This window comes from Hyphomicrobium sp. 01T421 (assembly GCF_056398805.1).
Genome location: NZ_JBFTQC010000001.1, coordinates 612,671 through 636,905 on the forward strand (window position 1 = coordinate 612,671; position 24,235 = coordinate 636,905).

The following is a 24,235-nucleotide window of genomic DNA, read 5'->3' on the forward strand; positions in this document are numbered from 1 at the left end:
GCGGCGAACCGAAAGGCAGATCAGTGTTCGGATTTTCTCCCGAGGCGTGGATGGCGATAGAACTCAGTCTACGCGTCGCTACCGTCGGAACGCTGGTCGGTCTTCCCATCGCGCTTCTCGCCGCCTATGCGCTGGCGCGCTGGCGCTTTCCCGGGAAGATCATCCTTGACGGCATCCTGCACTTGCCCCTCGTTTTGCCGCCCGTCGTAACCGGCTACTTCCTGTTGCTGACGTTCGGACGGCAGGGCGCCTTCGGAAAGTTTTTCTACGATATCTTCGGCATCACGTTCTCGTTTCGGTGGACGGGTGCAGCGCTCGCTTGCGGTATCATGGGCTTCCCGCTGATGCTGCGAGCGATACGGCTTTCGTTCGAAGCGATCGACCGGCGGCTCGAGACGGCGGCCGGTACGCTCGGCGCCAACCCGTACTGGACGTTCCTTCTCGTGACGTTGCCGTTGGCCCTTCCAGGCGTTCTGGTTGGCGCAATTCTTTGTTTCGCCAAGGCGCTGGGCGAATTCGGCGCGACGATCACGTTCGTCTCGAACATCCCCGGCGAGACGCAGACGATCCCGTCGGCGATCTACACCTATACGCAAGTTCCGGGCGGCGAGACGGAAGCACTTCGGCTATCGTTGGTATCGGTCGCCATCGCCATGGTGGCGCTCATCCTGTCGGAAGTGTTGAACCGCCGCATTCAAAGGCGCATTGCCGTATTCGAATGAAGGAAAAGTCACCACTGCTCAGTTTCCGGGCTTTGCAAAAGCGGCCGGATTTCACCCTCGACGTTGCCTTCGAAAGCAACAGCACTCTGACCGCGCTGTTCGGTCCCTCGGGCTCGGGCAAGACGAGCATTCTCAATTTGATTGCTGGCGTCCAGCGGCCCGCTCGCGGGCGCATCGTCGTCGCGGGCAACGTGCTGACGGATACGGACGCCGGAATTTTCATCCCGATGCACCGGCGCCGCGTTGGAGTTGTTTTTCAGGACGCGCAACTCTTTCCGCATTTGACGGTCCAGCAGAACATTAAGTTCGGGCAATGGTTCACGCGTACGCACGATCAAGGCCTTCCGCTTGAAGTGATCGTCGAAGTTCTCGGCATCGGTTCACTGATGAAGCGGCGCCCGGCGACGCTCTCGGGCGGCGAAAGGCATCGCGTTGCGTTGGCGCGGGCCCTGTTATCCGCGCCACGCATCCTGCTGATGGACGAACCGCTGGCTGCACTCGACGATGCGCGCCGAGGCGAGATCATGAGCCTGATCGAACGGATCCGTGACGAGTTCAGAGTGCCGATCGTTTACGTCACCCACAATGTCGAAGAAGTGCGCCGCCTCGCATTGCGCGTTGTGCGGATCAACGCCGGGCGTGTCGTCTCCACCGGAACCGCCGCCGAGGTTCTGGGCTCATAGCTCCGCGATGAGCTGAGCGCGCGATCATGCGCGTGCGGATTGAGGCGGTTTCTTGCCTGGTTTGGGATCGCTCTTGCCGGGGCGCGCAAGATGCTTCTCGATCGACGCCAGCGGCTTGGCGAAAACGCTGAGTGCCTGAGCCTCCATATTGCGATACTGCCGAACGAGGTCGGCGCCGAACGGCGTCAGCTTCGCAGCGCCGCCGCCACGGCCGCCGTGCTGGCGTTCGATCAGCGGATCGGCGAACATCGCGCCGAACTCATCCATCAAATACCAGGCGCGTTTGTAGGACATGCCCATGGCCTTGGCGGCCTGAGCGATGGATCCATGCTCCCCGATCAATTCGAGAAGTTGGATGCGTCCGTGACCGATATAGCGCTCGCCTTCAAAGTCGATGCGGATTTTGATGACCGTCATTCGTTCCCGCTCCGCTTTTTCAAAAACCAGTTTTGGCGGTCCCTTGCGCCGGGTGCTCTCTCAGGGATGTTTCCGCCCGTCTGCCGGGCGGCATTGGTAAAACCTTCGGTTCAAACCAATCGCGACCGGTGACCAATCTGCTGTTCCCCTTTACGAATTGGGACCGGAAATGCAATCCCCTCGACCCTGTGCTGATCAAACTCTGTGCATCTGGTCCGGCACGCCGCTTGCTCCGGCGCCATTTGAACGAACCGATCATGCTTCCCTAGCGTGTCGCCCATTCCTGAACTAACATCAACAAGGTATCCGTGACGGGGCGCGAGGGGTGCATCTCCGAGCCTTCGCCGTGGGGTGGCAATCGGAGGAGTAAGCACACATGATGCCCAGTCGGAAGACACTTGTTACTGCCGGAGCGCTTCTTTTTATGGGCAGCTTCGCCGTCTCGGGCGATCCGCTCAAATCCGTCGGCGAAGGAGAAGGACAGCTCGATATCGTAGCTTGGCCCGGCTACATCGAGCGGGGAGAATCCGACAAGAATTACGACTGGGTGACGGGTTTCGAAAAAGAAACCGGCTGCAAGGTCAACGTCAAGACAGCAGCGACCTCCGATGAGATGGTCACGCTGATGAACCAGGGTGGCTTCGACCTCGTCACCGCATCGGGCGACGCATCGCTGCGGCTCGTCGCCGGCAAGAAGGTCCAGCCGATCAACATTCAGCTGATCCCGAGCTGGATGAAGATCGATCCGCGGCTGCAGGAAGCGCCTTGGCATACCGTTGACGGCGTCCATTACGGCGTTCCCTATCAGTGGGGTCCGAACGTGCTCGCCTATAACACGAACGTCTTCAAGGAAGCCCCGAAGAGCTGGGCGGTGGTGTTCGAGGAACAGAACCTTCCCGACGGCAAGAGCAACAAAGGCCGTGTACAGGCTTATGACGGCCCGATCTACATCGCGGACGCAGCGCTCTACCTCAGCAAGAAGAAGCCGGAGCTCGGCATCAAGAATCCTTATGAGCTGAACAAGGAGCAGTATGCCGCCGCCGTTGCGCTGCTACAGGCACAACGCGCTCTCATCGGCCGTTATTGGCACGATGCGACCGTGCAGGTCGATGACTTCAAGAACGAGGGGGTCGTCGCATCGTCTTCGTGGCCCTATCAGGTGAACCTGCTGCAGGCCGACAAGAAGCCCATCGCCTCGACGATTCCCGAAGAAGGCGCGACCGGTTGGGCCGATACGACGATGATGCACGTCGACGCCAAGCATCCGAACTGCGCGTACAAGTGGCTCGAGCACTCCTTGAACCCGAAGCTTCAGGGCGATCTGGCTTCGTGGTTTGGTTCGGTACCGACGGTTCCGTCCGCCTGCAAAGGCAACGAACTCTTGACGGAAACGGGCTGTTCGACGAACGGCTTCGAAAATTTCGACAAAATCTGGTTCTGGCGCACGCCGACGGCAAAGTGCGAGAAGGAAAGCTCTTGCGTGCCCTATTCGCAATGGGCGAAAGACTACATCGCCATTCTCGGCAAGTAATCGACACTCCCTGCGGTCGGCCGGCCAGCCGGTCGGCCGCAGGCATCCGATGAGTTTCATGTCTCCAGCAGTTCGCTTTCAAAACGTATCGCGTCGCTTCGGCTCTGTGCGCGCCGTCGACAACGTGTCTCTCGACATTGAGCCGGGAGAATTCTTCGCCCTTCTCGGTCCATCGGGCTCCGGAAAGACGACGTGCCTCCGCCTCGTCGCCGGCTTCGAGCAGCCGGACGAGGGCCACATCGAAATATTCGGCGAGATCGCCGACGGCGTGCCGCCCTACCGGCGCAACGTCAACACCGTGTTTCAGGACTACGCTCTGTTTCCGCACATGACGGTCGGCGAAAACGTCGCCTACGGTCTGATGATCAAGGGCGTCGGCAAAGCCGAGCGCGAAGAGAAAGCGAAAAGCGCGCTCGCCATGGTTAAGCTCGCGGGCTACGAAAGCCGCCGCACGGCGCAGCTTTCAGGCGGTCAGCGCCAGCGCGTTGCGCTCGCCCGCGCCCTGGTCAACGGGCCGAAAGTGCTTTTGCTCGACGAGCCGCTCGGCGCGCTCGACCTGAAGCTACGCGAGCAGATGCAGGAAGAATTGAAAACGCTGCAGATGAGCCTCGGCATCACGTTCGTGTTTGTGACGCACGATCAGGGCGAGGCGCTGTCGATGGCCAACAGGGTCGCGATCTTCAACGACGGCAAGATCGTCCAGGTCGGCACGCCATCCGACGTCTACGAACGTCCGACCTCGCGCTTCGTCGCCGATTTCGTCGGCTCGTCGAACGTGTTGCCACCTGAATTTGCAGCCGCTCACGGCGGCAGCGCCAGGTGGACGAGTCTCCGGCCCGAGAAAATCCAGATCGCGTCTCAAAATGCGCTGGTGCCCGCCGCCTGCGCGCACGCCAAAGGAATAGTCACCGCGATCAGCTATCAAGGTGCGGTAACGCGCATCACGGTCGCGACGGAAAAACTGGCGCTCATCGCGTCGACGCCCGCAGGAACTAATGTGCGCAAGGGCGACAGCGTCTCTCTCATCTGGCCGAAGTCCGCAATGGTGGCGATGGGAGAGGGCGCGTGACCGTGGCCGTAGCAGAAAGGCAGAGAGGGATCGGCGGCGCGATCTCGGACCTGTTCTTCGCGCGCCCGCAGCTCGTGACGTTCCTGTTGCTGACGCCGCCGCTGCTATGGATCGGTGTCGTCTACATCGGCTCGCTGTTCGCGCTTCTGCTTCAGAGCTTCTATTCGCTCGACGATTTCTCCGGCCTCGTCGTTCACGAGTTCACCCTCGCGACCTACGAACAGCTTTTCGAAACGTCGAACGCCCAGATCATTCTGCGCACCGTCACCATGGCGGCGCTCGTGACGGTCGCGAGCGCGATCATCGCATTCCCCATCGCGTACTATGCGGCGCGGTACGCGCGCGGCTGGACGAAGGCTCTCTTCTATCTCGCCGTCATGATGCCGCTCTGGTCGAGCTACCTGGTCAAGGTCTATGCCTGGAAGCTGATCCTCGCCAAGGAGGGGATCATCACCTGGTTCGCGAACGAACTGCACCTCAGGTGGCTGCTTGACGGCATTCTGGCGTTGCCCGTAGTAGGCGGCCCGTCGCTTTCGTTCAGCTATATCGGCACGTTTCTCGTCTTCGTCTATATCTGGCTGCCGTACATGATCCTGCCGACGCAAGCAGCGCTCGAGCGCGTGCCGGCGAACTTCATCGAGGCGTCGGCCGACCTCGGCGCCGATCCCCGTCAGACGTTCCGGACAGTGATCTTTCCGCTCGCGCTTCCCGGGATCGTCGCCGGATCGATCTTCACGTTTTCCCTGACGCTCGGCGATTACATTATCCCGCAGATCGTCGGCAATTCGCGCCTGATGATCGGGCAGGCCGTCTACACGCTTCAGGGAACCGCCGGAAACATCCCGCTCGCCGCGGCCTTTACCGTCGTGCCGATGCTGATCATGGCTGTCTATCTCTGGATGGCGAAACGCATGGGGGCGTTCGATGTCCTCTAACGCGAACAGCAAGACCCCGCTCGGCTTGCGGATCTCGGCGATTGCGGGGCTTTTATTCCTTCATCTTCCGCTCGCGTTGATCTTCCTCTACGCGTTCACGACCGAGGAAAAGAGCTTCGAGTTTCCGCCCCCGGGGCTCACCACGAAGTGGTTTGGAGTGGCGTGGTCGTCGCGGCCGGATATTTGGGGACCGCTCTATTTATCCCTGCAGGTCGCAGCCATTGCGACGGCGCTCGCTCTGATATTCGGAACGCTGGCCGCGGCCGCCCTCTCCCGAACGCGGTTTTTCGGCCGCGAAACAATCTCGCTTCTTTTCATCCTGCCGATTGCGCTGCCCGGCATCATCACGGGCATCGCGCTTCGTTCCGCCTTCGACATCATGACCATACCGTTCTCGGTCTGGACGATCATTCTTGGCCACGCGACGTTCTGCATCGTCGTCGTCTATAACAACGCGGTCGCGCGATTTCGGAGGCTGAACGGCAATCTCGTCGAGGCCTCGATGGACCTTGGCGCCAACTCGTTCCAGACCTTCCGCCACGTCATCCTTCCGCAAATCGGGACGGCGTTGCTCGCCGGCGGCATGCTCGCATTTGCGCTCTCATTTGACGAGGTGATCGTCACCACGTTCACCGCCGGTCAGCAAACGACTCTGCCGATCTGGATGCTTTCCGAACTCATCCGGCCACGTCAAAGGCCGGTGACGAACGTCGTCGCCGTATTCGTGTTCATCGTAACGCTGTTGCCGATCCTCGCAGCCTATTATCTGACGCGAGAAGGCGAACACACCGGCGGCTCTTCAAAGTAACGGACTTAAATGCTGGAGGATAAGATGCTCGACACCAACATGCTGATCGGCTCTGACTTCGTTGCCGGGACAGATGCGCCGGAGCCAGTCGTCAACCCGAAGACGGAAGACGTCATCACCAATCTGCCGGACGCGTCCGCAGCCCAGGTCGATGCGGCAGTCAATGCTGCGGACAAGGCATTTAAGGCTTGGTCGCAAACGACTGTCGGTGAACGCTCGACGCTGCTCTTAAAGCTCGCCGACGCAATCGAACGTGACGCCGAAAGCTTCGCCACGCTCGAGGCCTTGAATACCGGCAAGCCGCGCATTCGCGTTCTGCAGGATGAAATGCCGGCGATTGTCGATTGCTTCCGTTTCTTCGCAGGCGCGGTTCGCAACATGCACGGCCCCGTCGCCGGTGAATACATGGCCGGCCACACGTCGATGATCCGCCGTGATCCCGTCGGCGTCGTCGGCTCTATCGCACCGTGGAACTATCCGCTGATGATGGCGGCGTGGAAGCTTGCCCCGGCGCTCGCAGGCGGCAACACGATCGTGCTGAAGCCGTCCGAGCAGACGCCTCTGACGCTTCTGAAGCTCGGCAAGATCATCGCCGATATTTTCCCCGAAGGCGTCGTCAACATCGTCGTCGGCAAAGGTTCGACAACGGGTTCCGCGCTGATCAACCATCCGAAGGTTTCCATGGTTTCGCTCACGGGAAGCATAGGAACCGGCCAGAAGGTCCTGCAGGCAGCATCCACGAACATCAAGCGCACGCATCTTGAACTCGGCGGCAAAGCGCCCGTCATCGTTTTCGACGACGCCGACATCGCATCGGTCGTCGAGGGCGTGAAGATCTTCGGCTTCTACAACGCGGGCCAGGATTGCACTGCGGCGTGCCGCATCTATGCGGGTAAGAAAGTCTACGACAACCTTGTCGCCGATCTTTCGAGCGCGGTGAAGGAACTCAAGTACAACCAAGCCAACGACGACGACAACGACCTCGGGCCGTTGATCTCGTCGGCTCAAAAGGAGCGGGTGAAGTCGTTCGTCGAACGGGCAAGCCTGCAAAACCATATCGTGATGGCAGCCGGCGGCAAGGCCCCCGCAGGGAAGGGCTTCTTCTTCGAGCCGACGGTCGTCGCGGGCGCCACGCAGAACGATGAGATCGTCCGCAAGGAAGTTTTCGGTCCCGTCGTCTCGATCACGCCGTTCGACGACACGGATGAAGCGATCGCCTGGGCCAACGACAGCGATTACGGGCTGGCGTCCTCGGTTTGGACGTCGGACATTGCCCGGGGCATGAAGGTCGCGTCCCAGCTGCAGTACGGCTGCACGTGGGTCAACACCCATTTCATGCTCGTCAGCGAGATGCCGCACGGCGGCATGAAGATGTCGGGCTACGGCAAGGATCTCTCGATGTACGCGCTCGAGGATTACACCGTACCGCGTCACGTGATGGTGAAGCTCTAGCCCGAGTTGCGAAGAGCACCGCCAAAGCACGCGGCTCGCCCTGTCAACTGACACGGCGGCGAGGTCAAGTTCGCTTTCCCGTCGCCCCGTAGTGTTTGCAAAAAGAGAAGCGGTCGAAAGGCCGCCTCTCAATGAAGCGCACGGGAGTCAAGGCAGCAGGCATGACGGGTACCCATGAGGCGACACACGAAGAGCTGTTGCAGCGCTTGCAGCTCCTGGCCGAGCGCGCGGTAAGGCGCTACGGCCTTCCGGGCGACTGCACGGTCAAGCTCATAAACGTCTCCGAGAATGCAACGTATCGCGTCGATAGCAGCACCGGGCAAAGGTGGGCGCTGCGCGTCCATCGCGAAAACTATCATTCGCGGACAGCCATAGCTTCCGAGCTCGCGTGGCTTTCGGCACTCCGCGAAAATGGCGGCGTTGCCACGCCGACGGCGCTGAGAGGCCTCGACGGCGAATACATCCAGACGGTTGCGGCCCCGGGGCTGCCAAACGCGCGCAACGTCGTGCTGTTCCAATGGGAGAATGGCTCGGAGCCATCGAGTACCGACGTTGCTGGCTTCGAGATGCTTGGCGAAACGGCGGCCCGCATGCACGCCCATGTTCGCAAGTGGCAGCGGCCGGCCTGGTTCGAACGCTTCACCTGGGACTTCGAGACCAGCCTCGGAAGTCGTCCCCATTGGGGCTACTGGAAGGACGGCATGGGGATGACGCCGGAGGCGACGGCGGCCATCACCGAAGCCGTCGCGTTGATCGGACGGCGTCTCGAGAACTTCGGCAAATCGCCCGATCGCTTCAATCTCGTGCACGGCGATATGCGTCTCGCCAACCTGCTGATGGACGGGTCCACCGTTAAGGCCATCGATTTCGACGACTGCGGTTTTTCCTGGCTCCTTTATGATTGCGCGACGACGGTGTCGTTCTTCGAGCATTTGCCCGAGGTGCCGGATCTGCTCAAAGCCTGGGTCCGAGGCTATCGCCGCATCGGCAATTTGAGCGAGGCGGAAGAAAGCGAAATCGCGACGTTTGTCATGCTGCGGAGACTTCTCCTCGTTGCGTGGATCGGATCGCATTCGGAAACCGAACTGGCGAAATCGATGGGCGTCGAGTACACGCAGGGTTCCATCCCGCTCTGCGAGCAGTACCTCTCTTCGTATGGTGGCGCCGCCGGAAAAGACGTTGCTGCACCGCCGAAGAAGGGTCTCCTGAAACGCCTTTTTGGCTGAATGTTGCACCGCAATTATGCCGGTATTTTCGGCGGCTGCCGAATAATTCATCGCGCATGACGGGTTGACCGGCGGGACGCTTCTGCTAGCCTTTTTTCTCTGGAATATTGGCATCTGCTCACCAGGAAACGATGGCACTCGGCATTAGCGACTTCGGAGCGAGCGGCGCCGGTAGCACTATCGGCCGGGGAACCGACCCTTCTGTTCTAGCCTCGGCAGCCACCGGGATCGTGAACTTCATCGAGCGACAGCGAGGCGACGTCGATCGTATTTTTGGCAGCGTCGGCATCTCGCCTGAAATGGCCGGCTCTCCGACTCTGCAGTTGAGCCTCAGCTCCTATTGCCGCCTGTTCGAGGAAAGCGCCCGAATAACCCGAAACGACAATTTCGGCTTGTGGTTCGGCAATGCGTTCGATCCGCGAGACCTCGGTCTTTGGGGGTATGCCTCGCTCTCCGCTCCATCACTGGGCGTCGCTCTCGAAACGCTCGTGGAGCTCTTTCCGCTGCACCAGCAATCGTCGTCGATGGGGCTCCAGACGACGCCCGATGGCCTCGCCCGGCTCGAATATCGCATCGACGCGCCGCAAATCATCGAACGTCGGCAAGACGCGGAACTGTCGCTTGGCATGTTCCTCAATCTCATTCGCGAAGCGATGGGCCAGAGCTGGGCCCCCGAGGAAGTTCATTTCGAGCATCCAAAGCCCGAAGGCTGGCGCGAGCACGAGCGCGCATTCGCGGCACCGGCTTTCTTCTCGCAGCCGACCAACGCGATCGTGTTCCGGCCGCAAATCCTCAAGCAGGCAATGCCCTCAGCCGATCCACGCCTCATGTGCGCAATGAAGCTTTGTCTCGATAGGCTCTCCGAGCGCCGCGATGTGCGCTTCAGCATTACTGATCGCGTTCGCAGCGCCGTGCGCGCGAGACTGCCTGAAGGCTTTCCGCAAATCGAATGCGTGGCCGCCGAGCTGCGGCTTCCGCTCAGCGCCATTCAGCGCGAGCTTCATTACGACGGACTGAGCTACAGCACCCTCGTCGAAAGCACGCGCCGCGACTTGGCGCTGTCCTATGTGCGCCAGCGCCAGCTGTCGTTCTCTGAAATAGCCTTCCTCGTCGGCTATTCCGAACTCTCGGCTTTCAGCCGTGCCGTCCGGCGATGGACCGGCCTTTCTCCGCGCGCGCTGCGCGCGGAGGTATTGCACAATCAAAGCTGACCGGAATTCGCCTCGCTAGGCAATGCGCTAGGCCTGCGCCAGCGCATCCATGCTTTCGGGCAGGATTTGACCGCCGTCGACGATAATCGTCTGTCCGGTGACGTAGGCGGCTTCCTTGGACGCGAAAAACAGCGCCGCGTAACCGATATCCTCGACCTTTCCGAGCTTCTGCAGCGGGATGGAAGCGGCCGCCGATCTTTCGTACTCAGGCCCGAGCGCCGCGAGACCTTCCGTTGCGATGTTGCCCGGTAAAACCGCGTTGACGGTGATGCCATATTTCGCGAACTCCATGCACGCCGTCCGCATGAAGCCGAGCTGACCGGCTTTGGTCGCAGCGTAATGCGACCATCCCGGAAATCCCGTCACCGGGCCCGTGATCGACGACGTGATGATGATGCGCCCCTGGGCGGATTTCTTCAGATACGGCAGGCAGGCTTTGACGGACAGGAACGTTCCCTTGAGGTTCGTATCGGAAACGAAGTCCCAATCTTCGGGCGACAATTCCTCGATCTTTGTCTGAGGAAAAATGCCGGCGTTGGCGCACAGGATATCGATGCCGCCGTAAGCCGTGGCAGTCGCATCGGCGAGAACCTGCAAGTCGCCCATGCTCGTGACGTCTGCGGCGAGGCCCATTGCGGTGCCACCGTCGCGGCACAACTCTTCCGCCGTAGCCTTTGCTTCAGCGAGATTCCGCGAGACGACGACGACCTTTGCACCGCTCTTTGCAAAGACGCGCGCGATCCCCTTGCCGATCCCCTTGCTTCCGCCCGTAACGATGACGGACCGGCCTGCGATAGACGTGAACATGGACATAACCTCCCTAGGGGCCGCGTTGTTGCTCTTGTTCGAATTCAGAGATTGAGAGTTTGTTTTAGGCTGCCGCGTTCCGCTTCCGTGTCAGAAAGAGCATTGCCGCGTAACCGCCAAAGAGGAGGACTGCGGCGGCCGCCGTCGAAATCGTGCCGAGGACTGGGACGCCCGGCGTGTAGCCCGCGACCATCTTTGCGTAGAGATACTTGGGCAAAGTGTTGTCAGCGCCCGTTGTGTAGAGCGACAGGGGGAAGTTGCCCCACGACAATAGGAAGGCAAACAGACTTCCCGAAAAGATCCCGGGCATGAGAACAGGCAGCGTCACCTCACGGAAAGTCTGCCAACGCGATGCGCCGAGATCCGTCGCCGCTTCCTCGAGAGACGGATCGAAGGAATAGACCTGGATGGCCATGACCAGCGTTACGACCGGCGCGATCCAGACGAGGTGCGCGAGCACGGCCGTCTTCCAGGATAGGGTGAAGCCCAAGGCGTTGAACCAAAGCAGTAGGGCGAGCCCAAGTACCGACTGAGGAAAGAAGATCGGGAGCAGAATGAACTTTTGGTAGAGCTTACGGCCCTTCCAATCGTAACGGGCAAAGGCCAGCGCACCGAAGAAGCCGAGCACGACTGCGATGACGGTTACCGTCAGCGCGATCGACAGAGACGTGTAGGCCAGCGCCCTGACTTCGAGCGAGTTGAGGACCTTGGACCACCAATCGAGGCCGAACGACGAAATCGGGAAGGTGAAGTAGCGGCTGGAGGTCATCGACGCGAGGAAGATCGTCGCGCTGGGAAGAAACACGAAGAGCAGGACCGCTGCAGTCCAGACGCCGATAAGGATGTGGCGAATGCTGCCATTGTTCTCAGACATTACGTCACCGCTTTCCAAGTATTTGATCGAGATCGAAGCGCCTGAGCACGATGAGGACGAGCACGCTGACGACCAGCATCAGCAGCACCGCGAGCGCAGCCCCGAGAGGCCAGTTCTGCGCATACGTGAAGGCAATTTCGATGTCGTGCGTGATCGGGATGATGCGCTGGCCGCCAAGAACCTTTGCCTCGGCAATGGCGCCGACCGCGAGTACGAACGTCAGCAGCGAGCCGATCATCAAACCCGGTGTCGATAGCGGCAGTTCAACTTCGCGGAAAACCTGCCAGCGCGAAGCGCCGAGGTCCCTCGCGGCTTCGCGCATCTGGTTCGGAACCATCGCGATTCCGAGCGTCATTGGAAACAGCATGAACGGCAGATAGACGTAGACCATGCCGAACAAGACGGCGGCCGGAGTGAAAAGGAAATCTCCCATCTCCACGCCAAAGAGCGTTCGCAAGGTTCCGGGAAGGATGCCCCCCTTGATGAAGAAGAGCACCCAGCCGTAGAGGCGGATGTTCTCCGAAACCACCAGCGGGATGGTGAAGAGCAGCGTCAAAACCGTCGACCATCGGCCGAAGACGCGAACGAGACCGTAAGCGACCGGATAGCAGATGAGCGCGAGAAGTACGACGGTGGCCGAAGCCAGCCCCAACGACCACAGCAACGAGACATAGGTGTTGTCGCTGAAGATTCTTTCGTAATTTTCGAGAGTGGGTTCGTGCCAAAGCCCGAACGTTCGGGCCGGCATGAAGCTGAAGCCCACGACCGCGAGCAGAGGTGCAACGAACCCGAGCGCCAGCAATACCATAATCGGTATTGCCGCACGCCGTCCTGGTTCGGCGAGGACGGAGGTCTTTTCGATCATTCGTCGGCCACCAGAATTGAATTTTCCGGATCCCAACCAATCAGCACTTCATCGTCGAGCGAGCCCTTGAACGGCTGCTGGCGAAGCTTTTCGACGAGGAACACCTTTTCGCCGACGCGCACCTGGTATTGGATGCGCGATCCGAGCGCGTACTCGTTATAAACGATGCCTTTGAGGCTGTTCTGCGCGTCGCTGGGAGAATCGAGGAAGCGAAGGAACTCCGGTCTGACGACCAGGCACTGCGCTTTGCCTTCGATGGATGCCGGCGGCACCTTGAAGCTTGCGCCGAGTGTCTGCGAACGCACCGAGCCTGCGCCGTTGGCCTCGACGGGTATCACGTTGACGTCCCCCATGAACTCCGAGACGAAGCGAGAGCGGGGCGTCGAATAGATTTCGTTGGGCGAGCCCACCTGGATGAGCTTGCCGCGTCGCATCACGCCGATCCGGTCGCTCATCACCATAGCCTCTTCGAGGCTGTGCGTGATGTAGACGAACGTCTTGCCCGTCTGGCGGTGAATGTCCTTCAGCTCTTTTTCGAGCGTCTTGCGCAGCTTGTAGTCGATCGCCGACAGAGGTTCGTCGAAAAACAGGATCTGCGGATCGAACGCGAGCGCACGGGCAAGGGCCACGCGTTGGCGCTCGCCGCCCGAACACAAAGTGACGTTCTTCGAATAGTAGTCGGCCGGGAGTTGCAATTGCCCCATCAACTCGCGTGCGCGCTTCTCGCGCGTCGCCGGATCGACGCCCCGAATCTTGAGGGCGAATTCGATGTTCTGCCCAACCGTCCGATGCGGAAAGAGTGCGAGCGACTGAAACACCATGCACGTCGGCCGTTCGTTGGCCGGAGTATCGTTGATGCGCTTGTCGCGCAGCAGGATGTCGCCCGAGGTCGGACGGTCCATACCGGCAAGCATACGGATCAAGGTCGTCTTACCGCTACCGGAAGGTCCGACGATCGTGAAGAACTCGCCTTCGCCGATGGTAAGATTGACATCGTCGACGGCGGCTAGATTGCCGAACGCTTTGCGTACGTTCTTTAATCGCAGAATAGGTTCGGAAGTTCCGGTCACGTAGGAGTTCCAACTTCTTTGAAAGCTAATGAGAAACGCATCGGGCCTTCCGCCTATCGAGCGGCGGAAGGCCGAAGCGTTACATGCCGTTCACTGAGGTCACGACGCAAACGTCATGCGGCTCAGGATTTCTTCGCAGCATTCCAGATGTCGAGCAGCTTGTCGTAGTCGGGAACGATATCGTACTCGGCCGAGCGCGCCATCTCTTCTTCGAGGCTGTCCCACTGAATGGCCTCGAGCTGGTCTTTGCTGAAGAGCTTGAAGCATTCCGGGTTGCCCATCTGAGCGACCGGATTGAACGTGCCCTCGGCAAACGCCACGGAATGCGCGACCTCGGGACTCTGCACGTATTCCAGGAACTCCTCGGCGAGCGGAGAGCCCTGCGGATTGTTGACGACCGAGGTAATTTCGATCCAGGCAATGCCGCCCTTGCCGCCGGCCAGAGGTCCCTTGTTTGGCGTGATGCCACGCAAATTCAAATGTCCGTCCGCTCGCGCGGGAGACGCCGAATACGTGCCGCCCGTGAGATGGCAATCGATTTCGCCGGAAATCATCGCTTGGTTCATGGTGGCGATGTCGCCCACGACCTTCTTGTTCTTCAGAATGCGCTTTGCTGTTTCCTCGAACTTGGCGACTTCTTCGGCGGTGTGCGCCTTGTACGGATCGAAGCCGGCGATGCAGCAGATGCCGAACACGTTCCAGTCGTCGGACTCCAGAATGCCGAAGCGGCCGGCGAGCTTCGGATCGTTGAAGAGATCCCAGCCCTGGTCTTCTGCAGTTTTTCGGCTGATCTTGTCGGTGTTGACGACGAACGAGTAGGGCCCGAACCGCTGGGCCATGCCGAGCAGATCTTTGCCGGAGTCGTCCATCGCCCACTTATAGGGCGGCTTGAACTGCGGCATCATCTTCTCGAAGTATGGCTCGAACTTCGCACGATCGAGCGGCTTGATCAGCTTCTCGGGCAGCATGATTTTGCGTGCCCAGGGATTGTTGACGTTGATGAGATCCCAAACGTTGATCTCGCCTGCGCGCAGACGGTTGATCATCGTCGGATCGTTGGTCAGGCTTTCGGCCTTGACCGTCGCGCCCTTGCTCGAACGGAAGGGGTCGAGCACCTGAGCCGAGTTGTAACCTTCCCAACAGAGGATATTCAGTTCCTTGTCACGGGCCGCGCGGGCGGGGCCTGCGAACGGACCCATCTGGGTGGCGGCCAGCGTGGCCGCCGCGGACGCCGACGTTTTCAAGAAGTCGCGGCGTGAGAATTTGCTATCGAACATGCCTGTCACTCCTGGTGAGCGGATGATGAGGTTTTTGCCCGTAAACTATCAGGGCGAAACGAAAGCGATCGACGGGGCCCGGCCACGGACAAAAACGAGTAGGAAGGAGCGATGCAGCCAGTCGTTCGCGGTAACGGAAGATTCCCCCTCTTTGATGGCATCAGTGTATGCTGCGGCGGCCAAGTCGATTTGACCGTCCCCTATGGAAACTTGACCTTCTGAGCGCCGTCAAGCCGGTTTACGCCAGCTTCATCAGGGCGTTGAGTTCTTCGCTCGACATGACGTGCCCATAGATCATATTCATGATCTCGAGTTCTTTGTGGTGCAGCTCGTCGGACCCGGCGGCGCAGCAATCTTCGACCACGACGACGGCGAAGCTCTCGTCGGCGAGGCTCCGGACAGTCGACGAGACGCACTGGTCCGTGAAAATACCACAGCAAACCACGGTTTTGATGCCGAGGTTGGTTAGGATCAGCCGCAAGTTGGTACCCGTCAGTGCACTGTCTGTCGTCTTTGTAACGACGATCTCGTCCCCGATGGGCTGAAGCTCCGGGACAATCTGGGACGGCAACTCGTCTTTAGGCAAAAGAAGGTTGTTCCAGCCCGGCATCTTCTGCGACAGCGAGCGGTCCCGGCCGTCCTTGGTATGGCAGGCGATGCGCGCGAACAGGCATTCAATTCCGTTCCGCCGAAACCTTTCGAGAAGGTCCTTCGTTCTCGGCAGAACGATTTCATGCATACGCTTGTGAAAAGGCGTCCAAGCGTCATACCGACGTTGATCCTCCGGCGAAAGCGACGCGCGGTCCGGCCGGGAGAGGTAAGTGTTTTGGACGTCGATGACGAGGAGGGCGGTGTGAGACTTGGAGAGATCCGGGTCGTCTGGCTCCGGAGCGCCGTCGTAATAGATGGATCGATAACCCGTCTTCCAGCTCATGCCCGCCCTTTCAGAAACGCTTTTTGTAGAGATTGCGGCGCTCGTAGACGTCGGCCGCCTCCTCGATGAAGGCCGCAACGCCCTCGGCGCCATAGGTTTCGCGAAGATCCGTCGCGACCGCGATTAACTCTTGCCTTGACCCTGCTCGGCCGGGACGCAGCAGCTCGTAGACCCGCATGATCACGTCCTGCGGAACGTCCACGAGCTCGGCGCCGCGCTCGAAATTCGCGGCGAGGGTCGGCCGCCCCGCCGCCGTCGAGATTTCAGCCTGCTGGCGGAGCGCGCGGTCTGTGATGCGAAGATCTTCGAGCGACACACGGTCGGACAGCACGCCCTCGAGCGTAATGTCATCGAGCTTCTTGCCGGCTTTTGTCTCGACCACGTCGGGCCGGTTCTCGGCGAGCGGATAATCGGCAACGGTGAGCGGCTTCCCGGTCATGCGGCGGCTCCGAGGAACATCACATCGATCTCTTCTGGTTCGGCGCCCTCGGACGTCATCTCCGTCTCGATCGCGTAGATGAGCGAAACCCTGGCATGGTAGCGTGAGCCCATGGCCTCGCCGCGTGTCGGCACGATGACGGGCTCGGGCATTTCGCCAAGCGCATAGGCGGCCGCATTGAGCCCCATTCGCTTGTAATGCTCGATCTTGGTGATCGGCGAGTTCGAGAAGAGCTCGAGATTGTTGTGCGGCAGCCGGTCTTTCTGATGAATGACGGCGGTGCCCTTTGCCTGAATGCCGATCCCGATGCCGGAGCCCGCGAGCCGCGCCGCGCTAAGCCCGAGGAACGAGGTATCTGCCGTATGGCGCATCCGGACGACGCGGGCCGTACAGCCGCCTTCCGTTATCCCGCCGATCAGCACCCGCAGAATGGCCGAGAGGGGATGCCCCGCGACCGTTTGAAAGAGCTTTAGGCCGAAGGCGGGGCTGATGCCGATCACGACCTCTTTCGGATTGTGGGTCGCGGCGGCAGGTCCTGCCGGCCGGTAGGCGACGCGGGTGACCTCCCCAGGCCTGAAAGCCGCTTCGACCCGCAGCACTTCCTGGCGCGTCAGCACATCGCGAATGGCGACGATTTCCTCGCGACGCTCGGCAGTGAGACGGTAGCCCGTGCCAGGGCCCTGATAATCGTTGGGATTGTTGACGGCGCTGACGATGCGCCCGTCACGAACGACCGCCGATGTCTGCAGGTAATCGCCGGAAACGCGGAGCCTTACGAGCTTCAGCAGGTTTTCCGCTTCTTCGGCGAATCCGCGAGCCGCAAGCGCCTTGATGACGTCGATGACCGTGATCGACCGCTCGTAGATGGCTTCGCTGATCAGCGCCACGTCGCGGCCCGAAAACGTCCGCGTTTCATCCGAGCCGGACGCGGCAACGACCGAGAGCTTCATGTCGGCAGTCGGCTTCGCGAGCCCGAGTTCTTCCAGCACCGCGCTGATCGCATCGACGGCCCGCGAGCGAAGCTCCATGACGCGCGTCTCGCCGACCGGAGTAAGCCCGCCGTCGGCCTCGAAGTCGCGCTGCAGAACCAGATAATCCTCGAGTTCCTCGCCGTTGAGCAGCGAGGCGTTGAACGAATTATCGTACTTGAGGATAGAGCCAAAGCCGGAACAGATGAGATCGGAGCCCGCGATGAGATACGGCAGGATCTTCGCGCCGACGCGGATTTCCGATTCCGTCGCGCGAGCGTCGTTGCCGGACGCGCATTCGAGATCGAGCCAGACGGCGATCAGGTTCTCGGCCATCAATTCGCGCATGCCGCCGGGAACGGTGCAGGTAACGGGCGCCCCGTCGATGCCGCCGTTCTGCGTGCCCTGCACGCCCATCGCGCGCTGCAGGCAAAGGCACCGCGCCTCCAGATAGAGCAGCGATTTGCGGTCGTGAAAGCCCATCAGCAACTCGGAGCCCGCACCCGATGTACACCGCATCTTGATGCCGCGCGAAGCGTAGGCTGCCGCGAGAAATGCTTTCGACCAAGGCGTATCGTCGCCGTCGATGAAGCTTTTCTCGGTGCCGTAGACCGACACGGTCTCGGCGTAGGACGTGAAGCCCGCCATGCCGATCTTGAGTTCTTCCGCTTCTTCGCTGGAGCACTGAAAGAGCGCACCCCACCGTCCGACGGCAGCCCCGACGGCGCAGGCAACGGCGTTTGACCAGGAGTTGCGTGCAACCCGCATCGTCGTCTCGATTTCGTCGAAGCCGAATGCCACGGCAGTTGCGGCATCGGCCGCCATCTGTAGCGGGTCGTCTTTCGCGTTCGTGACGTGCGCTTGATTGCCGGGCGTCTGCCGTGCCCGCATCTTGCTGTAGGCGAAAGCGATCTCGAGGGATGAAAGATGACTGACGACATCGGCGAGCTTGGCGGGCGTCATGCCGTGCGCGAGCCGAACCAGCGTCGTTCGCGGCACGTTCATGTCGACGAGCATGCGCGCCACTTCGAGAGACGGCATCGCCATCGCTTCCGGCGCGATTTCGGGATCGAGATGATAGCGGGCAATGAAAACGTCGATCATATCGAAGTCGCGGACGGCGATGCCATCCATGGACTCGACGACGCCAGCGCCAAGAGACAACCCCGGCTTAGGATCGAAGGGGCTCTTGAACGCCGAAAAACCGCTGGCAGGATCTTCGGCGGCGAATTTGTCGAGCCTGAGCGGGCGCTCGTCCCAATCGGAAAATCGCTTCCAGCGATTTGGCCGTGCCTGCGTTTCATCAGTCATGCTTGTGTTCTCGACGATGGAAAGTCCGATTGCAATCGGAACTGACGTTACTCTGAGTGCCCTCGCGGGATTTGACCAGAGCGGCCCCGAAGTTGACGGGGTTCACCGGCCGGGGCTCCTGTCAAACTGAACAGGCCCCGCTTCCAAGGGTCAAGCTGTAGTCCGCGGCGTGCCCTATATTAAACGAAACCGATGCGAAGACGCAGCCCATCTGCCAAGGAGCATGCCCAAGGGGCCCTATGGAAGCTACGCAAAAAATTCTCGATCTCAACGCCTTCGACATGAACTCAGCCGACAAGTTGCCGCCCGCGGTCACGAGCCTCGTCAAACGCCGGAAGCAGACATTCGGGCCGACCTCGATGCTGTTTTACGAACGGCCGTTGAACCTCGTCAGGGCCGAGGGCGTCTGGCTCCACGATGCCGATGGCACGCGCTATCTCGACGCTTACAACAACGTGCCGTCCGTCGGGCACTGCCATCCCCGCGTCGTCGAAGCCATATCGCGGCAGCTCGGCACGCTGAATACGCACACACGTTATCTCTACGACAACATCTACACGTACGCCGAACGCCTTCTGGCCACGATGCCGGAGCCCATCTCGAATATCGTGTTTACGTGCACAGGCAGCGAAAGCGGCGATCTTGCTCTTCGCATCGCCCGCGCGGTTACGGGCGGCACCGGCTTTATCGTTACCGAGAACGCCTATCACGGCAACACCACTGCCGTGACGGAGATATCGCCATCCTCCGCGAGCGCCGAGCCGCGGCCGCCCTGCGTGTTCCTCGTGCCCGCGCCGGATACCTACCGCCAGAAGAGCGAAGCCGTCGGACACCAGTTCGCCGAGGATATTCGCAAAGCCATCGCGGGCATGAAGGCAGCTGGCATTCGCCTCGCGGGGTTCATCGCCGACAGCATTTTTTCGAGCGACGGCGTCTACCCGGGCGAGCCCGGATTTCTTGCCGAAGCGGTCTCGGCGGTGCGCGACGCGGGAGGCGTTTACATCGCCGACGAGGTGCAACCGGGCTTCGGCCGAACGGGCGATAAAATGTGGGGCTTCGATCGCCACGGCGTGGTGCCTGACATGATCGTGATGGGAAAGCCGATGGGCAACGGCTTCCCGATGGGCGGCGTCGCGGTCAAGCCCGAGATGCTCGCAGTATTCGGATCGAAGTCGGGTTACTTCAACACATTCGGCGGCAATCCGGTCGCGGCTGCTGCGGGGTTGGCAGTCTTGGATGTCTTGAACGAGGAAGGCTTACAGGAAAACGCCTTTGATACTGGTGCCTATCTGCGCTCGGAGCTTCGCATTGCCGGAGGAAACGGTGATCGGGTCGGCGATGTTCGCGGCTCCGGCCTCTACATCGGCGTCGAGCTTGTGAGGGATAAGGCGTCGGCCGAGCCCGACCGCGCCCTTGCCGAAAGAATCGTCAACGGCATGCGCGAGCGCAATATCCTCATCGGGATAGCAGGCGGTCACGGCAACGTCTTGAAGATCCGTCCGCCGCTCTGCTTTACTCGGGAGCATGCCGATATCTTCATCGATGGCTTCAGAAGCACATTGGCGAAGGTCATCTGAAACCCGATCGGGCAAACGCTTTTCTGGAACTATGATGCAATCGAAACTTTTCGTCGACGGAAAGTGGTGTGACGCGCTGGGCGGCGCCACGCTCGACGTCGTCAACCCGGCAAACGAACGAACCTTCCACCGCTGCGCTGCCGGAACAGCATCGGACATCGACGCTGCGGTCGCCGCCGCGAAAGCCGCGATGGCCGGCCCATGGTCGCGCACGACCGGCCGTGATCGGGCCGTATTCCTTCGCGCCATAGGCGCGGCGATCGAAGAGCAAAAGCAGGCGCTCGCCGAGATAGAGGTGAGAGACAACGGCAAGCCGCTGCCCGAGGCCCTATGGGATATCGGTGACGCCGCCTATTGCTTCAATCTCTACGCAACGTACGCGGAGGAATTGGACGGACGCCAGGGCGAAATCATCGGCGTGCCCGACGCGCGTTTTCAGTCGCGCGTCAAATACATGCCCGCAGGCGTCGCCGGGCTCATCGTGCCGTGGAACTATCCCCTGTTGATGGCGGCATGGAAGGTCGCGCCCGCGATCGCGGCAGGCTGCGCGGTCGTGCTGAAGCCGTCCGAGTACACGCCTCTGAGCGCGCTGGAACTCGCGCGCATGGCAGCGGAAGCGGGCCTGCCCAATGGCGTCTTGAACGTCGTCACGGGATATGGAGCCGACGCCGGCGCGCGTCTCGCGTCGCACCCCGATGTCCGCAAGCTGGCTTTCACAGGCTCCGTCCCGACGGGCATCGCCGTTGCGTCTGCTGCGGCGCGCGACGTCAAAAGCATCAGCCTGGAGCTTGGAGGTAAATCGCCGATCATCATCTTCGACGACGCCGACATCGAGCAGGCCGTCGAATGGGTGATGTTCGGAATCTTCTGGAACCAGGGACAAGTCTGCAGCGCCACATCGCGGATGATCGTCGAGAAGGGCATCGCGCCGAAGCTCATCGACAGGCTTTCGGTGGAAGCCAAGAAGATCACGATCGGCGACGGCATGGCACCGGGCACACTACTGGGACCGCTCGTCAGCGAAAACCAATACGACAAGGTGCGTGGCTATATCGATGCCGGAAAGAGCGAGGCAACGCTCGTAACCGGCGGCGCCCGGCCCGCGCATCTCAACGTTGGCTACTTTGTGGAGCCGACGATATTCGCGGATGTGGCACCCTCAGCGCGAATTTGGCGCGAGGAGATTTTCGGCCCCGTCCTCGCCGTCACGACGTTCGATACGGAAGGCGAAGCTTTGGCCTTGGCCAATGATAGCGAGTTCGGCTTGGCCGCAGCAGTTATGTCGGGCGATTTGAAGAGGGCGGAGCGCGTCGCCGACGCTTTCGAGGCCGGCGTCATCTGGATCAATTGCTCGCAACCGAATTTCCTCGAGCCACCTTGGGGCGGCGTGAAAAAAAGCGGCGTCGGTCGCGAGCTTGGAACGTGGGGCCTGAACAACTTCCTCGAGGCGAAGCAGATCACCGCCTACACAACCCGCGAGCCATGGGGCTGGTATCTGAAGGGCGGCGGCGGCTGACGAACCGGGTTACGCCTTGAGACGGTATCCCGTCCTGAAGATCCACCAGGCGACAGCCATGCAGACAGCAAGGAACAACGAGGTCATCAGAAGGCTGACCCCGACATTCACGTCGGAGATTTCAAAGAAGCTCCAGCGAAAGCCGCTGATCAAATAGACGACGGGATTGAAGAGCGTCACGGTTTGCCAAAAAGGCGGTAGCATCTTTATCGAATAGAAAGTGCCGCCGAGAAACGTCAGCGGCGTGATGACGAGAAGCGGGATGATCTGAAGCTTCTCGAACCCGTCGGCCCAGATCCCGATGATGAAACCGAGCATGCTGAAGGTTATCGCGGTCAGCAGCAAGAATAGGATCATCCAGAAGGGATGTGCGATGCGAAGCGGCACGAAGAGGCTCGCCGTGATCAATACGAGCAGCCCGAGGATGACCGATTTTGTCGCCGCGGCGCCGACATATCCGAGAACGATCTCGAAAGCTGAAACCGGAGCGGAAAGATGCTCGTATATGGTCCCGGTGAAGCGCGGGAAGTAGATGCCAAACGAGGCGTTGAGAGTGCTCTGCGTCAACAGCAGCATCATCACGAGGCCGGGAACGATGAACGCTCCGTAGTCGATGCCATCGACCTGCGAAATGCGCGAACCGATCGCCGAGCCGAAGACGATAAAATAAAGACACGTCGAGAGCACGGGCGAGACGATGCTCTGCATCAGCGTGCGTCCCCAGCGGGACATCTCGAAACCGTATATTGCGCGGACAGCCTCGATGTTCATCGTTTTTCCCTCACGAGATCGACGAAAATGTCTTCAAGCGAACTTTGCATGGTCGAGAGATCTTTGAATGTTACGCCGGCCGCTCGCATGTCGTTCAAGAGCGCGGTGATACCCGTCCGCTCGGCCCGCGTGTCGTAAGTGTAGGTCAGCTCGTTGCCGTCGGCACCGAGGTGCAAATCGTAGGCGCCGAGCCCTGCCGGTATCTCCGTCAGCGGGGCGGACAACTGGAGCACGAGCTGCTTCTTGCCGAGCTTGCGCATCAGCTCGTTCTTTTCTTCGACGAGAATGATCTCACCCTTGGCGATGACGCCGACGCGGTCAGCCATCTCCTCGGCTTCTTCGATGTAGTGCGTCGTCAGGATGATCGTCACGCCTTCCGCGCGGAGTTTCCGCACGATCTCCCACATCTCGCGCCGAAGCTCCACATCGACGCCAGCGGTTGGCTCATCGAGAAACAAAATGCGCGGTTCGTGCGCTAACGCTTTCGCGATCAACAGCCGGCGCTTCATGCCGCCCGACAGCGTCATGATCCGGCTGTCTTTCTTGTCCCAAAGCGAAAGCGAACGCAGCACCTTCTCGACGTATTCATGGTTCCGCGGCTTACCGAACAGCCCGCGGCTGAAGTTGACCGTCGCCCACGGAGTTTCGAACATATCCGTCGCGAGTTCCTGCGGCACGAGGCCGATCATCGCGCGCACTGCGCGATAATCGGCAACGATATCCTTCCCGTCGACGGTGATTTTCCCCGCTGTGGGATTGACGATCCCGCAGACGCAGCCGATCAGCGTCGTCTTGCCCGCGCCGTTAGGGCCGAGGAGCGCGAAGATCTCGCCGTGGCTTATCTCGAGATTGATGTCCTTGAGAGCCGTGAATCCCGAAGCGTACGTCTTGGAAAGATGTTCGACACGGATAACTGCTGGCATCAATAAGACTCTGTCTGATGACGGGCATTAATTGGGCACGCATCGCAGCGTCTGCTATCGTTGTCAACGGGCTCCGCCGGAAACCGTCAGTCTATCGCCGGTAATCCAGCCGGACTCGTCGGACGCAAGAAAAACGGCGACCTTCGCAATGTCGTCCGGTTGGCCAACGCGTCCCAGCGGCGTTTGCGCGACTGCAGATTTTTCAAAATCAGTTCCCAAAACGCCCATCGTATGAACGCCTTCAGTTTCGACGAGACCCGGAGCAATGGTGTTCACGCGGATTTTCTTCGGCCCAAGCTCTGCGGCCAGCACCCGCGTTACGGCATCGACCGCGCCCTTGGTCGCAGAGTAGACCACGGTGTTAGGAAACGCAGCCAGACTGACGACCGAACTGACGTTGATGATGCTGCCGCCTTCAGGACCGAAATGCTTTGCGGCTTCCTGTGCCGCCAGGATCGTGCCGAGAACGTTCGTGTTGAATTGCCGTTGAAACTCGCCGTCGGTCACGGCTTCGAGTGGCTGAAACGCGTAGACGCCGGCATTGTTGACGAGGATGTCGAGGGAGCCGAAAGCTTTCTTCGTCTCTGCAAATATATTTTTGATGTCGTAGGCATTAGCGACGCTGCCTTTGACAGCAATCGCCTTGCCGCCGTTGCCCTTGATATCGGCGACGACCTTTTCGGCCCCTTCTTTGCTCGAGGCATAGTTCACGGCGACGGCCGCGCCAGCAGCCGCTAGGGCTCTTGCGATTTCAGCGCCGATACCTTTCGAAGCGCCCGTTACGATTGCAACTTTACCTTTGAGATCAGACATTCTTTCTCTCCATATTTGGACTTCGGGTGGAAGCGC

At 60.4% G+C, this 24,235-nt stretch carries 23 protein-coding genes; 11 read left to right on the forward strand and 12 right to left on the reverse strand.

Features of this window, described 5'->3' with window-relative positions:
* Positions 1–23: 23 nt before the first annotated feature.
* Positions 24–722, forward strand: a complete 699-nt coding sequence (gene modB / locus AC1DK3_RS02850) for a molybdate ABC transporter permease subunit (protein ID WP_477190781.1) — start codon at positions 24–26, stop codon at positions 720–722.
* The gene (gene modC, locus AC1DK3_RS02855) at positions 719–1,405 is read left to right on the forward strand and encodes a molybdenum ABC transporter ATP-binding protein (protein ID WP_477190782.1); all 687 of its coding nucleotides are present in this window, start codon (positions 719–721) and stop codon (positions 1,403–1,405) included. The genes modB and modC overlap by 4 nt, the downstream gene beginning before the upstream one ends.
* A gap of 24 nt (positions 1,406–1,429) precedes the next feature.
* Here the strand turns inward: modC and AC1DK3_RS02860 are convergent, their stop codons facing one another.
* Positions 1,430–1,822: a winged helix-turn-helix domain-containing protein gene (locus AC1DK3_RS02860; RefSeq protein ID WP_477190783.1), complete on the reverse strand. Its 393-nt coding sequence runs from the start codon at positions 1,820–1,822 to the stop codon at positions 1,430–1,432.
* A 424-nt stretch (positions 1,823–2,246) separates the two neighbouring features.
* Between AC1DK3_RS02860 and AC1DK3_RS02865 the strand changes: the two genes are divergently transcribed.
* The 7 genes from AC1DK3_RS02865 to qhpR all read left to right on the forward strand — a co-directional run bounded on the left by AC1DK3_RS02865 (position 2,247) and on the right by qhpR (position 10,054).
* A complete protein-coding gene (locus AC1DK3_RS02865; protein ID WP_477192853.1) occupies positions 2,247–3,353 on the forward strand; it encodes an ABC transporter substrate-binding protein in 1,107 nt (368 codons plus the stop codon).
* A gap of 58 nt (positions 3,354–3,411) precedes the next feature.
* Complete coding sequence (locus tag AC1DK3_RS02870) at positions 3,412–4,422, forward strand: ABC transporter ATP-binding protein (RefSeq protein WP_477190784.1); 1,011 nt, start codon at positions 3,412–3,414, stop codon at positions 4,420–4,422.
* Positions 4,419–5,357 (forward strand): ABC transporter permease, encoded by a 939-nt coding sequence (locus AC1DK3_RS02875; RefSeq protein ID WP_477190785.1) that lies wholly within the window; start codon positions 4,419–4,421, stop codon positions 5,355–5,357. The genes AC1DK3_RS02870 and AC1DK3_RS02875 overlap by 4 nt, the downstream gene beginning before the upstream one ends.
* The gene (locus AC1DK3_RS02880; protein ID WP_339085570.1) at positions 5,347–6,165 is read left to right on the forward strand and encodes an ABC transporter permease; all 819 of its coding nucleotides are present in this window, start codon (positions 5,347–5,349) and stop codon (positions 6,163–6,165) included. The genes AC1DK3_RS02875 and AC1DK3_RS02880 overlap by 11 nt, the downstream gene beginning before the upstream one ends.
* Positions 6,166–6,189: 24 nt before the next feature.
* Positions 6,190–7,617 carry a gamma-aminobutyraldehyde dehydrogenase gene (locus AC1DK3_RS02885; protein WP_477190786.1) on the forward strand — a complete coding sequence of 476 codons (1,428 nt, stop codon included), beginning with the start codon at positions 6,190–6,192 and terminating at the stop codon, positions 7,615–7,617.
* Positions 7,618–7,748: 131 nt separating this feature from the next.
* Positions 7,749–8,843: a phosphotransferase enzyme family protein gene (locus AC1DK3_RS02890; RefSeq protein WP_477190787.1), complete on the forward strand. Its 1,095-nt coding sequence runs from the start codon at positions 7,749–7,751 to the stop codon at positions 8,841–8,843.
* A gap of 131 nt (positions 8,844–8,974) precedes the next feature.
* Positions 8,975–10,054, forward strand: coding sequence for an AraC-like transcriptional regulator QhpR (gene qhpR / locus AC1DK3_RS02895; protein ID WP_477190788.1), 1,080 nt, complete (start codon positions 8,975–8,977; stop codon positions 10,052–10,054).
* A 27-nt stretch (positions 10,055–10,081) separates the two neighbouring features.
* Here qhpR and fabG read toward each other — a convergent pair whose 3' ends face one another.
* The 8 genes from fabG to AC1DK3_RS02935 all read right to left on the reverse strand — a co-directional run bounded on the left by fabG (position 10,082) and on the right by AC1DK3_RS02935 (position 18,599).
* Positions 10,082–10,861 (reverse strand): 3-oxoacyl-ACP reductase FabG, encoded by a 780-nt coding sequence (gene fabG / locus AC1DK3_RS02900; RefSeq protein WP_477190789.1) that lies wholly within the window; start codon positions 10,859–10,861, stop codon positions 10,082–10,084.
* Between the two features lie 64 nt (positions 10,862–10,925).
* Positions 10,926–11,735: an ABC transporter permease gene (locus AC1DK3_RS02905; RefSeq protein WP_477190790.1), complete on the reverse strand. Its 810-nt coding sequence runs from the start codon at positions 11,733–11,735 to the stop codon at positions 10,926–10,928.
* 4 nt (positions 11,736–11,739) lie between these two features.
* Positions 11,740–12,600: an ABC transporter permease gene (locus AC1DK3_RS02910; protein WP_477190791.1), complete on the reverse strand. Its 861-nt coding sequence runs from the start codon at positions 12,598–12,600 to the stop codon at positions 11,740–11,742.
* Positions 12,597–13,670, reverse strand: coding sequence for an ABC transporter ATP-binding protein (locus tag AC1DK3_RS02915; protein WP_477190792.1), 1,074 nt, complete (start codon positions 13,668–13,670; stop codon positions 12,597–12,599). Before AC1DK3_RS02915 ends, AC1DK3_RS02910 begins: the two co-directional genes overlap by 4 nt.
* Positions 13,671–13,792: 122 nt before the next feature.
* Complete coding sequence (locus AC1DK3_RS02920) at positions 13,793–14,947, reverse strand: ABC transporter substrate-binding protein (RefSeq protein WP_477190793.1); 1,155 nt, start codon at positions 14,945–14,947, stop codon at positions 13,793–13,795.
* Positions 14,948–15,185: 238 nt separating this feature from the next.
* Complete coding sequence (locus tag AC1DK3_RS02925; RefSeq protein ID WP_477190794.1) at positions 15,186–15,881, reverse strand: cysteine hydrolase family protein; 696 nt, start codon at positions 15,879–15,881, stop codon at positions 15,186–15,188.
* A 10-nt stretch (positions 15,882–15,891) separates the two neighbouring features.
* Complete coding sequence (locus AC1DK3_RS02930; RefSeq protein WP_477190795.1) at positions 15,892–16,320, reverse strand: diol dehydratase small subunit; 429 nt, start codon at positions 16,318–16,320, stop codon at positions 15,892–15,894.
* On the reverse strand, positions 16,317–18,599 hold the full coding sequence (locus tag AC1DK3_RS02935) for a propanediol/glycerol family dehydratase large subunit (protein WP_477190796.1): 2,283 nt from the start codon (positions 18,597–18,599) through the stop codon (positions 16,317–16,319). Before AC1DK3_RS02935 ends, AC1DK3_RS02930 begins: the two co-directional genes overlap by 4 nt.
* Positions 18,600–18,838: 239 nt before the next feature.
* Here AC1DK3_RS02935 and AC1DK3_RS02940 point away from each other — a divergent pair, with 239 nt between their 5' ends.
* A complete protein-coding gene (locus AC1DK3_RS02940; protein ID WP_477190797.1) occupies positions 18,839–20,176 on the forward strand; it encodes an aspartate aminotransferase family protein in 1,338 nt (445 codons plus the stop codon).
* 34 nt (positions 20,177–20,210) lie between these two features.
* Positions 20,211–21,692 (forward strand): aldehyde dehydrogenase family protein, encoded by a 1,482-nt coding sequence (locus AC1DK3_RS02945; RefSeq protein WP_477190798.1) that lies wholly within the window; start codon positions 20,211–20,213, stop codon positions 21,690–21,692.
* Between the two features lie 9 nt (positions 21,693–21,701).
* On the opposite strand, the gene AC1DK3_RS02950 is transcribed toward AC1DK3_RS02945, so the two are convergent.
* The 3 genes from AC1DK3_RS02950 to AC1DK3_RS02960 form a co-directional block, all read right to left on the reverse strand.
* Positions 21,702–22,463, reverse strand: coding sequence for an ABC transporter permease (locus tag AC1DK3_RS02950; RefSeq protein WP_477190799.1), 762 nt, complete (start codon positions 22,461–22,463; stop codon positions 21,702–21,704).
* Entirely contained in the window at positions 22,460–23,386 is a 927-nt protein-coding gene (locus AC1DK3_RS02955) for an ABC transporter ATP-binding protein (protein ID WP_477190800.1), read from the reverse strand. The genes AC1DK3_RS02950 and AC1DK3_RS02955 overlap by 4 nt, the downstream gene beginning before the upstream one ends.
* Positions 23,387–23,449: 63 nt before the next feature.
* Positions 23,450–24,199: an SDR family NAD(P)-dependent oxidoreductase gene (locus tag AC1DK3_RS02960; protein WP_477190801.1), complete on the reverse strand. Its 750-nt coding sequence runs from the start codon at positions 24,197–24,199 to the stop codon at positions 23,450–23,452.
* Positions 24,200–24,235: the final 36 nt, after the last annotated feature.